At 48.1% G+C, this 14262-nt stretch carries 9 protein-coding genes; 6 read left to right on the top strand and 3 right to left on the bottom strand.

The window, feature by feature from the left end:
- Nucleotides 1-7: 7 nt before the first annotated feature.
- Entirely contained in the window at nucleotides 8-1642 is a 1635-nt protein-coding gene (locus H6F68_RS13550; protein ID WP_190559755.1) for a cyclic peptide export ABC transporter, read from the bottom strand.
- 165 nt (nucleotides 1643-1807) lie between these two features.
- Nucleotides 1808-2449 carry a PEP-CTERM sorting domain-containing protein gene (locus H6F68_RS13545; RefSeq protein ID WP_206755525.1) on the bottom strand — a complete coding sequence of 214 codons (642 nt, stop codon included), beginning with the start codon at nucleotides 2447-2449 and terminating at the stop codon, nucleotides 1808-1810.
- Nucleotides 2450-2963: 514 nt separating this feature from the next.
- On the opposite strand from H6F68_RS13545, the gene H6F68_RS13540 reads away from it, so the two are divergent.
- From H6F68_RS13540 to H6F68_RS13515, 6 genes are all read left to right on the top strand, one after another.
- Nucleotides 2964-5735, top strand: coding sequence for a tellurite resistance TerB C-terminal domain-containing protein (locus H6F68_RS13540; protein WP_190559751.1), 2772 nt, complete (start codon nucleotides 2964-2966; stop codon nucleotides 5733-5735).
- A gap of 51 nt (nucleotides 5736-5786) precedes the next feature.
- Nucleotides 5787-7115 (top strand): ATP-binding protein, encoded by a 1329-nt coding sequence (locus H6F68_RS13535; RefSeq protein WP_190559749.1) that lies wholly within the window; start codon nucleotides 5787-5789, stop codon nucleotides 7113-7115.
- Nucleotides 7116-7642: 527 nt separating this feature from the next.
- Entirely contained in the window at nucleotides 7643-8191 is a 549-nt protein-coding gene (locus H6F68_RS13530; protein ID WP_190559747.1) for a GerMN domain-containing protein, read from the top strand.
- 297 nt (nucleotides 8192-8488) lie between these two features.
- Nucleotides 8489-8842: a hypothetical protein gene (locus H6F68_RS13525; RefSeq protein ID WP_190559745.1), complete on the top strand. Its 354-nt coding sequence runs from the start codon at nucleotides 8489-8491 to the stop codon at nucleotides 8840-8842.
- A 200-nt stretch (nucleotides 8843-9042) separates the two neighbouring features.
- Entirely contained in the window at nucleotides 9043-11232 is a 2190-nt protein-coding gene (locus H6F68_RS13520; protein WP_190559744.1) for a DEAD/DEAH box helicase, read from the top strand.
- Between the two features lie 455 nt (nucleotides 11233-11687).
- Nucleotides 11688-13046: a hypothetical protein gene (locus H6F68_RS13515; protein ID WP_190559742.1), complete on the top strand. Its 1359-nt coding sequence runs from the start codon at nucleotides 11688-11690 to the stop codon at nucleotides 13044-13046.
- 6 nt (nucleotides 13047-13052) lie between these two features.
- On the opposite strand, the gene H6F68_RS13510 is transcribed toward H6F68_RS13515, so the two are convergent.
- Nucleotides 13053-14186 (bottom strand): cob(I)yrinic acid a,c-diamide adenosyltransferase, encoded by a 1134-nt coding sequence (locus H6F68_RS13510; protein ID WP_190434469.1) that lies wholly within the window; start codon nucleotides 14184-14186, stop codon nucleotides 13053-13055.
- Between the last annotated feature and the right edge of the window lie 76 nt (nucleotides 14187-14262).

Below are 14262 nucleotides of genomic sequence, written 5' to 3'. Positions count from 1 at the left end.
GGCAAAATTAGGCAGCAATGCGCTTGTCGTATTCCAGCTTGCCATAATCCAGCTTCACAATGCGGTCAGCGAGATGGAAATAGTGGTCGTCGTGGCTAATCACCAAGACAGATTTGCCTCTCTGCTTCAGCTCTGGCAAAAGTTGCGTGTAGAAAATCTCTTTGAAGATTGGGTCTTGATCGGAAGCCCATTCGTCAAACAGGTAAATTGGGCGGTCTTCTAGATAGGCGGTGAGCAGCGCCAGTCGCTTGCGTTGCCCCTGAGAAAGCGTGGTGGTCGATAGGGTGCCATCTTGAACCCGAACTTTGTGGTCGAGGTGGAGCTGAATTAGGTACTCTTTGGCTTGCGGATCGAGATCAGCGCGATCGCCCAAACCCAACAAGCGATCGAACAGGTAAAAGTCAGCAAAAACCACCGAGAAGTGCTGCCGATACCATTCTCGGTTGGCATCAGTGATTGGTTGACCATCGAGTTTTAACTCACCCGCTTCAGGACTGTAGAGTCCTGTAATCAGCTTGGCGAGGGTTGATTTGCCGCTACCGTTACCCCCGACGAGAAACACTACTTCTCCCGGTTGAAAGCTTAAACTTAGTGGTCCCAACGAGAACCCGTCTTCTTCGCGCTCGCCTCGGTAAGCATGAGTTACATCTACGAGATCGAGTCGTTGCCAAGCTGGATTGGGTGGAGGAGGGGCGATCGCCGTTGCCTCAGTGGCATGTTCACTCAAAGCTAACCCCAACGCCTGAATCGCGTCTAGGGCTACGGTGGCTCGGCTCAGAACGGGAATCACCCCCAAAATTCCTTGGAAAGGCAGCATTAAATAGAGCGCAACGAGGGCATAACCAGACAAAATTTCAGGACTGGTGCTGATAAAGCGGGGCAAGGCGAAGAGCAACAAACCGATGATCAAAAAGGTGGCGAGAAGTCCATAGCCTCCAGCGATCGCAAAGGTGGTCATGCCTGCGATGTTGTGGTCACGAGCAGCTGTGGCAGTCACATAAAGATCTTCGGTCAGGAAGCTTTGTCGCCGCTGATAATGCAGCTTTAGCTCTTTAATGCCTGTGATGATTGCCTGGAAGTGATGTAATAGGTTGTCTTGTTCTTTTCGAGCTAGAGAGAGGGCTTTTCTAGCCCTACTAATAATTACTTGCAGGCTAGCAATCACGATTGCCAGCACTAGCATCATCAACCCAAATACAGACAATGAAAGCCACGCGAGGTAGGTGAGGCAACTGACCAGAATGGCAATATCAATGCAGAGCACTGGAAACGAGAAGAGGGCATTGGCAACCGATTGAATGTCGTCTGTAAGGGTAGCCAGAAGCCGAGATGCGCCTAGTGCTTCTAGTTGGCGTAGGGGGGAAGCCAGAATTTGACGACTTAACAACAGCCGCAACTCAAAAATTGAGCCTTGGGCCAGTCGAGCTAACAAAATCTGCGAGGCGATCGTGGTGAGCAACAGCACTAAGCCTAGACTCGCAAAGTTTCGCATCAAGGCAGCAGTGGGCGGATTCTGGCTGGTTAAGCTGGTGTTGGTCAGGGCAATGAGTCCGGTACTACTCGCACCGCCCAGCAGCCCAGTTAGCATCGCCAGTAGAACACTCACCCAAGAGGTTTTGAGCAGCAGATAAACCAAGTTCACAAGAGTTTAGCCTCACAACCCGATAGTTAAGCAAGGTCTCAAAACCAGAACTTCACATTCTAAGTCGGTATTTCCGCTTATAACCTAACAAAGAGAAAGCCATGCTTTTGAGGGCATGGCAACCGGGATGAACGTACAAGATTCAAAATTGGGGTTTTTCAGAATTTACAGTTGTTGCGGGTTCTGCTTACGCTTCCAAGCAGAACCCGCAACAAACGCTCCAACACCCAAAAGTCCTACGAGAGAAGCAGGTTCAGGAACCGATGCTGTATCCTTCTTTGCAAAGAAACTCACTTCATAGAAAGGCTCTTCACCGTCCTCAGCTAAGTAAGGAGCGAATGCAATTCCTGTTGCTCCATCCAAGGCATCTAAAGCCTCTGAAAGAGAACTGGAAGAAACTTGAAAGCTAGACAAAAAACTAGGAAAAAGAACCGCGACAAAGTTGCTATCTAGCGCATCCTGAATAGGACCGAGACTGAAGGCGATCGCATCTACAGTATCTGAACCCAGCAGATCGTTGCCAACATAGAAATCAACATCTTGAAATGTCAACGACTGGCCATATCCTGTGACTGTAGCCTGAGAAATGGCTTTGGCGTAGTAGCTGATGTCAAAACCAAGGACAGGGCTGGTTCCGGGTGTCGTGTCATCAATCGTAAAACTACCTGTGATTGGGAAACCTTCGTAACTACTTTCAAAACCAAATATCCGGGCAGCTTCAGCGGGGGTAGCATGAGCCGCGATCGCCAGCACCGAAGCACTAGCAGCCGCGATCGATAACTTCTGGATCGTTGTTGCCATAGTCATGGGTTGTATTTCCCTCAATAACAAAACTCGGCAATGGGTCCGTTGCGTGAAGATACGTAGAAACTGGGTTGAAAGAAGCGCTCCAAACTCCAGCTTCCTCAACACAGAAACTATTTTGATTGCAATCAAATAGCTTGAAAAAAGTTGATGGAAAGGGACTTTGGTAGAAGCAGCCCCAACATTTAAGTCTCGTAAGATCTTGTCATACGCCTCCATAAATCCATCTCCGTATTCGGACACTCTTCATTAAAAATTGATACTCACACGGTATTAGCTTCATGAAGTTGCTATCTGGGAGGCAGCACCACTTAAGTAGCGATGACTTTCTTTTCTAGAAGTAGACTGAAAAAAACTGCGGAGTACCGGAAATTGCCGCTTAAGTTCGAAGAAGTGTACTGAATGCTATATATTCTCTAGTCGCTGCTACTCACCGCAACTCACCCGTGACAGGAATGCCTTGGCTGTAAAGCAGTAGCACAAAATTGCCCCCGACAGAATTAATAACAAAGCTTGCATGCTAGTCAATCGGATTGTCATCGGTTCAGCCGCTTTCGGCCTTAGCTTTGGCTTAAGTTTTTTTGCTGAGCGCAACTTGCAGCGATCGCTCCTCACCGGGTTGATTGCTCCCGGTGCCTATGCGGGTGCCGTTGCCATTGACGATCGCCAGAAAAAGCAAGCCAGATTAAAGGGGCAGGCGATCGCGGGACAGTTGCAGGCTTACGAGCAACGGCAAGCCGAAATCCAGCAAGCCCTTCTGAGTGCAACCGCAGAAAGGCAACAAGCCGAAACCAGTTTGAGCTTTTTGCAAGCTGACCTTGAAAAGCTTCAAACTCGAATTGCTGAACAACAACAGCAAGATCGGGAATTAGGTCAAGCGATCGCTACTTTGGAAGGCCGCAAGCAGCAACTGGAAGCTAGTTTTCAGCAGTGGCAAGAACGGCTACAGGATTTGGCGGCGCAGGAAGGTGAAATCCAGCAAGCGATCGTCACTACGAGCGAGACACGGCAAACTTTAGCGGTTGATGTGGGTCAGCTCCAGCAAGAACTGACGCAACTCAAGGCTCAAGCTGCTGAGTTTACGACTCAGAAACTCCAACTCCACGGCGAAGTTGCTGCACTGCAAACGAGCAAGCAGTTATTAGCCGCAGAAACCCAAGATTTGCAGGCGCAAATTCAAACGCTAGAGCGATCGCGACAAACTCTAAACCAGTCTCTGACGGACCTAGCAGCCATCGATATAGAGCCGTTGAAGGCGGAGATTCAAACCATCATTTCTGCTGTGGATGTGCAGCCATTAAAAACGGAAATCCAAGGATTAGTTGCAACGATCGACATTGAGCCACTAAGAGCCGAGATTCAAGAGCTAGCGGCAGCCATCAATGTGCCGTTGTTGAAAGCGGAGATTCAAGAATTAGTCACTGCGATCGATCTGCAACCGCTGAAGTCGGAGATTCAAGAATTAGTCACTGCGATCGATGTTCAAAAGTTGAGATCAAAGATTGAAGCATTAATTTCAACCATTGATGCACAGTCATTGAAGTCGGAAATCCAAACCATCATTTCCGCGATCGATGTGGAACCACTGAAATCGGAAATCCAGAAGATTGATTTACAACCGCTGAAGTCAGAAATTGCAGAACTAGTTGCCGCGATCGATCTGCAACCGCTGAAATCAGAAATTCAAGACCTAGTTACGGCGATCGATACACAGCCGTTAAGAGCGGAAGTTCCAAGCATTGATTTGCAACTGCTGAAATCGGAAATTGCAGAATTAGTTACAACGATCGATCTACAACCGCTGAAATCGGAAATTGCGGGGTTAGTTGCAGGGATTGATCTCCAACCCTTGAAGTCAGAAATTCAATCGTTATTTGCGGCGATCGCCACTCAAAGGCGCGAGCTAGAGACATCCCTGGAAACTCTGCTAGCACAGGTTTCGAGTCGAGAATCTCTTCCTGGCAGACTTATAACAGTTGAATCCGTACTTCCAGCGATCGCGCCACCGTCTGAACTGCCTGTTCCTACATCTAATCCAGATGTAGATCAAAGACCTTTTTTACCTCCTGAGTGGCACGAGCTGATTAATCAACTTTCCGACTCTGAATATTGGGCATTAGAAGCGATTCTGCGACAAGACGCGGAAGAACTGCGACAGATTGCTGATGCGGTGCCCACCATGCCGCAAATGCTGGTGGATGCAATTAACGAGAAAGCGGATGCCATCATTGATGACCTGATTTTTGAGCCTGGAACCTCCTCGCTGATTCCACAAATTTATGAGGACTATGAGGAGTATTTGCAGCGAGCGATCGCAGTTGTAGGTCGGGAAAGTTTCCCGGTCACGACCATTGATGTTGAGGTGGCGGATGTGCCAGCAGCGATCGCGGCGCTACCCTCCAAACTGGGCACCTGGAAATGTCGGGTGATCTTTGAGAGTGGAGCCAATGCTTTATTAGTCACCCCGGATAGCCAAACCTTAATTAGTGGTGGTAGTGACAACAAGCTGCAAGTTTGGGCGTTGGAAGGTAAATGGGTGCAAACCCTCCCTCACCCAGAAAACTCTGGTTCGATTTATGCCCTAGCTCTACATCCCGGTGGCAAGCTGTTGTTTAGCAGTGGCAGCAGCAACACGATTAAAGTCTGGAATCTCAAGGCAGGGAAATTATTACGCACCCTCACTGGACATACAACCGCCGTAAATGCGATCGCCGTCAACCCAGACGGACAATTGCTCGCCAGTGGCAGTGCCGATCGTAGCATTAAGGTATGGGACATCAGAACTGGGAAGTTAATTCAAACTATCAACGGTTATGGCTTCATCACCTCAGTGGTTTTCAGCCCTCGTCCTGACAGAGACATTCTGGCCAGTGGTGATCAAAATGGCACCATTCACCTCTGGAATTTAGACACCAAAACAAGTTTCAACTCGCTGCCTGCTCATGGCAGTAAAGTTTGCTCAATAGCATTTAGCCCCGATGGCAAAACCTTGGTCAGTGGTGGTGCAGATGGCACCATCAAGCTTTGGGATTTAGGCCCAGACGTTAGTTCTAGCCTCGCGTTGCATAAAGGTCAAGTATCGGCAGTTGCCATTAGCCCCAATGGTCAGTTCTTAGCCAGTGGCGGTGAAGATGGCACACTGAAAGTTTGGAATTTAGAGTCGAGAGAATTACTAACCACTTTGAGCGACCATACGGCTAAGATTTGTGCGATTGCCTTTGCGCCAGATAGCAATACATTGGTTAGCAGTAGCGCCGACCAAACCATCAGAGTTTGGCGGTACAGTTAACAGACACTTGAACCAATCCACATCAGCCACTACAAGACCGAGCAAAGACACATGGCAAAGCAGAAACTTTCTAAGCGCGTATCCACAGCCTTGATCAATGCTTTGGGTGCGGGAGTCGTGCCCAGAATTGGTCTAGAGCAAATTGCCGTGGGTCGGGAAGTGGAAGCCAAAGCTCTAGTGCAAGACCTGGAAAACACGGCTGAAGGTGGCGCAGCCTTTCGGTTTGTCGTTGGTCGCTACGGCTCTGGTAAAAGCTTCATCCTGCAACTGATCCGCAATCAAGCGATGGAGCAAGGCTTTGTAGTCGCCGATGCTGATTTGTCTCCCGAACGCCGCTTAGCAGGAGCCAGTGGACAAAGTATCGCCACGTATCGAGAGTTGATGCAAAACATCGCTACGAAAACGAATCCAGACGGCGGCGCGATCGCCCTAATTCTGGAGCGCTGGATTAGCGGTGTCCTTACTCAAGTGGCGCAAGAAAGCGGCAAGCGTCCCAAAGACGAAGGCTTTGATGACTTGGTAGAAGTCAAGATTCGCGAAGTCGTGCAAACCTTAGAAGGACTAGTTCACGGCTTTGACTTTGCCAGCGTAATCATCGCTTACTGGCGGGGCTACCGCACCGACGACGACCAGCTAAAAGATTCTGCTCTGCGTTGGCTGCGAGGAGAATTCTCGACTAAATCCGATGCGAAAGCAGCCCTAGGCGTGAAGGTGATCATTGATGACGAAACTTGGTACGACTACATCAAACTCTTTGCCAAGTTCGTCTCAGGTATCGGCTACAAAGGCTTACTGGTGCTGCTAGATGAGGCGGTGCATCTCTACAAAATCACCCATGCAGGTTCCCGCCAGAACAATTACGACAAGTTGTTGGCAATGTTTAATGACACCGTGCAAGGTCGAGTCGGACATCTCGACATCATCATCGGTGGCACGCCACAATTTCTCGAAGATTCCCGCCGAGGACTCTACAGCGACCCCGCCTGGCAACGCCGCACCGCTCAAAGTCGCTTTGCTCAACCAGGCCTGCAAGATACATCTGGCCCGGTAATTCGACTAGAACCCCTCACCCAACCAGAAATCCTCCAACTGCTACAACGTTTGGCAGAAGTTCATTCCGCTCACTACGCTTACCAAACTTCGCTGAATAATCGCGACCTACAAGCCTTCCTCAAAGAAATCACTAATCGCCTCGGTGCCGAAGCTTTACTCACCCCCGGCGAAATTGTCCGCGACTTCATCAGCGCCCTCAACCTGCTCCACCAAAACCCCAAACTCTCCCTCACCCAACTTCTCGGCGGCACCAATTTCCAACCTACCCGTTCAGGCAAAGACGCCAAAGTAGACGAAACCGGAGAATTTGCAGAATTTACACTGTAATCGCAGGAATAAAGATTAGTAGCGATCGCTTTCACTACTAATTAAATTTCAGAGGGCGATCGCTTAATTTAGAGTAAATCTTTCCCAGTTCTTAGGTTGAATAAGAGTTGAATGTTCTACTTACTATCGATAAATCCATAACTTTTTATAACTTTCCTTGGAATTTCAACAAGCAGCAAACATTCGTTCGGAGATCAACAAAATTATTATAAAAACGTGTTTGGAATATTGGCTTCATCCTTAGCATCTGGCAGTGTATAAAAACTTACTTAGAACAGTCTAGAGAAGATTTTTATTGTTGGTTGTGAGGTTATTTTAACCAATGCAGTGGAATTTTATATAAAAGGATCCTCACTTTCACTACTGTTGAACCTGGAGAGAGCAATCACTATTTTTTTTGACTTCCTGCTAATGGTTGAATTGAGACAATAAGAGTTGCAGAAAATTCTATTGCAGAGGTTTAGGAATTGGGCGATCGCAGAGTGAAGCTCACTTTTAGCAATCACACAATACTTGCCTAAACCCCCATGTTCAATTTACGTAACTCTCTCTTCTCTTGCTTAGCGATCGCTACCCTCGCTGGAATTAGCCTGTCTGACAGCCGTCCCACAAACGCTAACCCTGTTGGCAACGTAGCCCAAGCCTCGACTGTTGCTGCTACAACCAGCACCAAGCCAGTCAAAGTGTTTTTCCCCACCAGCCGCAGCCAACAAGATTTCTCTTATGTGGCTCCTGTAGTACGACGCACCCAAACTCAAGGGGTGGCCCAATTTGCCATTGAGCAATTAGTCGCAGGCCCAACCAGTCAAGAAAGACAACAAGGTTTTAGAGCCCCGATCAATTTTCAAGGTAGCTCTAACTGTGGTCGAGACTTTAAGCTTGCTGTGTCTACAGGCGTTGCCAAGTTACAGTTCTGCAAGCAAGTAGTATCCGGCGGCATTGGTGATGATGCGCGGATTAAAAGCTCTATCAGTGCCACATTAAAGCAATTCCCTAGCATTAGTTCAGTGGTACTTCTCGATCGCAATGGCAACTGCTTGAATGACCAAAGCGGCGAAAATCGCTGCTTACGATAGAGCTACAAACTGTCATCACTTCAATTTGAGTGATGAGTAAAGCGATCGCTTTTAACTTAATTGGTAAAGGGCGATCGCTTTAGTGGACTGGAAGCAGAAAATCTTAAGTTTCACCATTCTAAAAACACATTGAGATTTTCTATCTATTTCTCTAAATCGGCATACTATACGGAAAATTTTTGCCTACCTATCGAAGCATCAGTATATAGAAATTGTCTATTTGGTTATGCCGTTTTAACCAAGAAGCAACTAAAGCCGGAAAACTTATCTCTCTCTATTATCTGTAAGGAGTTGATCATGAATATCGCTTTGTCTCGTGTGGAACTTCAGGAAATCGCTAAATATCACAGATTACTTTTATGGTCTCTTCTTGCCGCTATAGCCGCTAATTTATCTTATACTTCTGTAGAAGAGACATTCATAAGTATATTCGTATGTTTGGCCGCGTCAGCACTTCAAATATTTGCGTTATACAAGTTAGGTAAATCCCTAAAAATTTCAACTACGTCGATGATATTATTTATGATTAGCTTGTTTATACCACTTATAGGTTTATTGACACTGCTTTTAATGCACGACAAAGCAATGAAAGTAATGAAAGCTGCTGGCGTAAAAGTAGGATTTATGGGTGCTGACCCAAGTTCTGTTTAAATTTATCACCTGCTTTTACGAGTCGGTGAATTGTGGAATCTTAGGTGTTGCCAGGATTAGCAATCGCGGTTTTGTGCCAAGCCTTAGAGATGAGCCGTGAGAGCGATCAAGCTCGAATAGATGCTTGGTTGTTAAGTCAGTTTCAGCAGTAGTAGCCAGATCCGGTAGGGTGGGTTACTAACGCAAGCACACGAATTTGTATGAGCGATCGCGCCTATCACCGCTTAGCCCCCTTTATTCAGGAATATATTTATAGCCACGGCTGGACCGATTTGAGGCAGGTGCAGGCAGAAGCTTGCCGAGTGATTTTTGAGACGGACGCTCATCTGCTGATTGCAGCGGGAACGGCGGCGGGCAAAACTGAAGCGGCGTTTCTGCCAGTGCTGACCTTGCTGTATGAGGCACCCCCCAAAACGATTGGCGCGATGTACATCGGCCCGATTAAAGCGCTGATTAATGACCAGTTCGATCGCCTCAACGATTTACTGAAAGAAGCGGATATTCCGGTGTGGGCTTGGCATGGGGATGTGGCGCAGAGTCAGAAACAAAAGCTGCTAAAACATCCCAGAGGTGTACTGCAAATTACACCCGAATCATTGGAAAGCTTGTTGATTAACCAGAGCAAAAACCTCGATCGCTTGTTTGGTGAATTGCGGTTTGTGGTGATTGATGAGATTCATGCCTTTATTGGTTCGGAACGGGGTTGCCAAATTCTCTGCCAACTAGCGCGACTGGCGAAGCTGACACAAAACTATCCCCGTCGGATTGGTTTGTCTGCAACGCTTGGAGATTACGGGTTAGCCGAAGATTGGTTGCGATCAGGCACGCAGCAATCGGTGATCACGCCAGAAGTGAAAATTGGGCAACGCACTCTACATTTGTCTTTGGAGCATTTCTATCGCTCGGAGCCAATCCGAGCTAAAGGAGACTATCGGGATGCGGCGTTTAGCCCATACCAGAATTACTTATTCAACCAAACTCAGTCGCGCAAGTGCCTGATTTTTGCCAACAATCGCACCGCTGCCGAAGAAGCGATCGCCAGTCTCCGCCAAGCCGCCACCGCTAAAGGCTTGCCCGATATTTACCATGTGCATCATGGCAGTATCTCCGCCACTTTACGAGCAGCAGCGGAAGATGCTATGCGGGCTCCCACGCCTGCGGTGACAGCAGCAACCGTCACCTTTGAAATGGGGATTGATATTGGGCAGTTGGAGCGGGTGATTCAGCTAGAGTCGCCTCCTTCGGTCGCCAGTTTTCTGCAAAGGCTAGGGCGATCGGGGCGACGGGGAACGCCTGCGGATATGCGCTTTGTCTGTGTGGAAGATCCGATCGTAGACCCAGAATTTTTGCCCGATCAGATTCCCTGGCAACTGCTACAAACGATCGCTATCCTTCAGCTTTACCTGGAAGAACGTTGGATCGAGCCGATTCAACCGTTGCAGTATCCCTTGAGCCTGCTCTATCACCAGACGATGAGTACGCTGGTAGCTTTGGGAGAGTTGTCCCCTGCTGCCTTGGCTCAGCAAGTGCTAACACTGCCAACTTTTCGAGCGATCGCTCCAGAAGAATTTCGCCAACTTCTGCGCCACCTGATTGAGATTGACCATATCCAGAAAACGGCAGAAGGCACGCTAATCGTTGGGCTGGCAGGTGAACGGATTGTGCGGAGCTTTAAGTTCTACGCCACTTTCCCAGACAGTGAAGAATACACAGTGCAAGAAGGCACAACAGCGATTGGCAGTATTGCGCTGCCTCCGGATGTGGGCGATCGCGTCGCTCTAGCAGGGCGAGCGTGGCAGGTGCTAGAAATTGACGACAAAACCAAAACGGTATTTGTGCAACCCAGCGCTGGGGCCGCCAGTAGCGCTTGGCAAGGAGGGGGCGGCACGCTGCATACCAAAGTGCTGCAACGCATGCGCCGAGTTCTATTTGAGGATACCGAGTATCGTTACTTGCAACCGGGGGCGAAGGAGCGACTGCAAAGTGCTCGGCAATGGGCTAAACGAGTCGAACTTGATCGCCACCATTTGCTGCAACTGGATGACCGAAGCTGCTGCATTTTTCCCTGGCTGGGCACCACCGCTTACCGCACCTTAGAACGATACCTGAAGCTCTGCTGCCGAGACTCCTTGAAGATCAAAGGCATTGGGGGGCGATCGCCTTACTTCTTTACAGTACAGTTAGGCAAAGCCAAGCTCGAAAACTTGCTATGCGAAATTGTGGCGATCGCGGATGGCAAGCTGGCGGCTGAAGAACTACTGGGTCCGGATGAGGTACCGAGACTACAAAAATATGACGAATATGTCCCCCCAGAACTTTTGCGGAAAGCCTTTATCTTGGATCATCTAAATACCGTAGAACTAGGGAGTGTGGTGCAGAAATGGTCTTAAGACATTTGTCTTGATCCACGGAGGCTGAAAGTTACAGAGAGTATCGCTCAAGTGTCTCACCCACGGGGCTACCCGGAAAACCGGAAGCTGGCGTTGTGGTTTATGTTCTCAGTACCTAAAACAAATAACCTATATCAGTGATGGGGCGATCGCGATCGTCTCGCTACACTGACTTTATCCTGAGTGACTTTGATCACGCCTGCCCGTATGATTCGTCACACTGATTACCTCAGTAAAGTCACTAGTATCCTGTGCGCGTCATCAGCCAAAAATATGAGCAGCTTCACCGCATCTACCAGGGTTGAATCACGAGGTTGCCTCCGGGCAAACCATAAGATTTGGAGCAACAGCCGCATCCGGGAGTCAGTTACTAGCTTGGATGCAGGTTGGCTGGCAAAAGTTCCCCAGTTGGTCTGTGCGAGCTACTCCAAACTCTCCTTCCCTGTTGACTCCTTATGTTAATTCAAGAACCTACGGTCGAGCGTTATCACCCTGAGCCTCATTTTCAGCACTTCACGAAGGGAATTGAACACGCTCAGGAAACAATCTATGAGTTCTTGATTCATACAGTCAAGCAATGCTCCCCAGAGGTTGCTTTAACCGAGTTTGAAAGCTTATTTGTTCACTCAGTGAACATGACCAGCTCGGAGGTAAACCAAGCACTGTATCAAATTATTGTTGCCAATGATGAGCAAGAGTTTCGTAATACTCTCAAACGCTCTTGTTACATCTTAATCAACAACTGGAATACCAGTAAAAAATATCAGATAATCCAACAGCTAGTTGGATTATTTCCTAAGATTAAGTTCAATCGCAAAACAGCTTCTCTCATCCTAACTCGCCTCAATAGTTGGCTAGAGAAGTTTGTCGGCAGTAGCGATTATCAAGAGCTAGAGTTATTTGTTTCTGCTTGCACATTTCAACCAGAAAGACCTTGGAGCCATCGCTACACGTCTTATTTGTTAGTTTCTCAGTTTGTGAATACCACAAATTCGGTAGAGCAGCGAGAAACAGCCAGAGTTCTATCAAAACAGTTAAAGGAGCAGTACAAACGAGATCTAGCTTTATATGTAGCTCGGTCTCAGTCTAATGTTGTGCAGACTGTACCTCTGAAGAACCCAACTCTGCTAGGAGACGAGGTACTGCTCTTAATTAAGAGATTAGTCGCTAAGAAATGCGTATTTAGCTATACCAACTTGGCTAACATTTTCTTGAAGCAAACCCATGAGTTAACTTATTGCCAGTTTAAGGACAGTCTCAAAAAGTACTTGATTTACTCTATGAGTAATCAAGATTTAGCAGAATCAGTGAAAAAATCATTGTTTGGTAGTTTGGAATCCCTGTACGAAATTCATGATGAGCGGGATTTGGATGATGCTTTGTTACTTAGAACTTGTAATCGAGTTATTGAATGTTTAACCACTGAGAATCGTAAAGAGCCAAGTTCTCTATTTGCGTTATTTGTCATGCAGAAGAGTCCAATTACATTGGTGATTCTGCTGCTCAAGTTAATTTTAATTTCCAAAAACTCTCGGACTCATCTAGAGTCTTGTATTGCTGACTTGATTCGGCACTATGAGAATTTGCAAGAAGCGGACTGTCAGTGGGTGATTCACTTTTTGGAGATCTTCAGCGTCATCTTCACCGTTTATGCAGAAGATGTAGAGTACAACTTGGTTAAGGTAGACCCGGAAAACTCCAACGGTTACCAGAAGCAGAATTTAGCGGCTTATCAGGTCTTCTCGCAGTTTCGTGGCAATGTGGAAATACCTGCCAGCTCTCGGGCTGAGGTTGCGATCGCCTTGACTGAATAGCCTAAGTTAAAAATCAACACCGCGCTTCAAATCCACTCCCTTCTCGGCATAGTGCTTGTGGCAAATCATTTCAGAATGCACACTAGCGAGATCAAAATAGGCTGGAGGATTATTGCAACGCCCGGTGATGATAATTTCGGTGTCGCGCGGTTTGCGCAACAGTGCTTGCACAATCGGTTCTTCGGGCAGCAACTCTAGATCTACCGTCGGATTCAGTTCATCGAGAATAATGGTTTTGTAGAGTCCAGAAGCGATCGCGGCTCTGGCAAGTTCCCAGCCTCGTTCAGCTTCCACATAGTCGAGTTCTTGCTGCTGGCCCCGCCACACAATCGCATCTCTGCCACAGCGTTGGTGATCGACTAAGTTAGGATAGCTTTGCTGCAAGGCGGCGATCGCGGCATCTTCGGTATAGCCAGAGCCCCCCTTCAACCATTGAATAATCAAGACGCGGTGAGATTTGTCTTGGCTAATGCCTTTGCCGATCGCTTGCAACGCTTTTCCTAGCGCACTGGTGGATTTGCCTTTGCCAGCCCCAGTGTAAATCTCAATGCCATCAATCCCTTGCTCTGCGGCAGTGGGATGGTGGTGGGGTTTCATTTCTGAGTGTAGGTTGGCAATGTCAATCAAAGCTGGAGGAGCCGCCCGCCCGGTGGCAATGATCTCCATGTGCTCTGGCTTCTGCTTCAGGGTCTTGACCACCTCATCGACTGGCAGCAAACCTAAGTCGAGCACCGGGTTCAGCTCATCCAATACCACGACTGAGTACAGACCAGAGGCGATCGCACCTTTTGCTACATCCCAGCCTCGCTGTGCTTCTAATCGATCGAAGCGAGTGATGTCATTTAGGCCAAAATGCTCGGCTCGTCCAGTCCGAACTTGGTCAATCAGGTGGGGGAAGCCTCGTTGTAGAGCTTCGATCGCCGCATCTTCCTCATACATGCGACCTGGCCCTTTAAGAAAACGTAGGAGCAAGACGCGAGTTTGGACAGAACTGTTGATGCCTAAGCCAATCGAGCGCAACACTACGCCCAGCGCTGCTTGGGACTTGCCTTTGCCCGCTCCATCGTAGACATGAATTTGTCCCTCTAGCCGCTCAGAACGTGCTTGAGCGGTTCGAATGCCAACGCCAGTTCTTACCATAGCTCTCAGTTTTCTCGTGCAGTTTCATCTTAGCGGAGGTGCTGTCAGCTTTACTTGAAATAAAATTCAGAGATTA

Origin of the sequence: Trichocoleus sp. FACHB-262 (assembly GCF_014696035.1) — a bacterium.
Lineage (GTDB): Bacteria > Cyanobacteriota > Cyanobacteriia > FACHB-46 > FACHB-46 > Trichocoleus.
The sequence above is the reverse complement of the archived record's forward strand: the minus strand, read 5'-3'. Positions and strand labels throughout refer to the sequence as shown.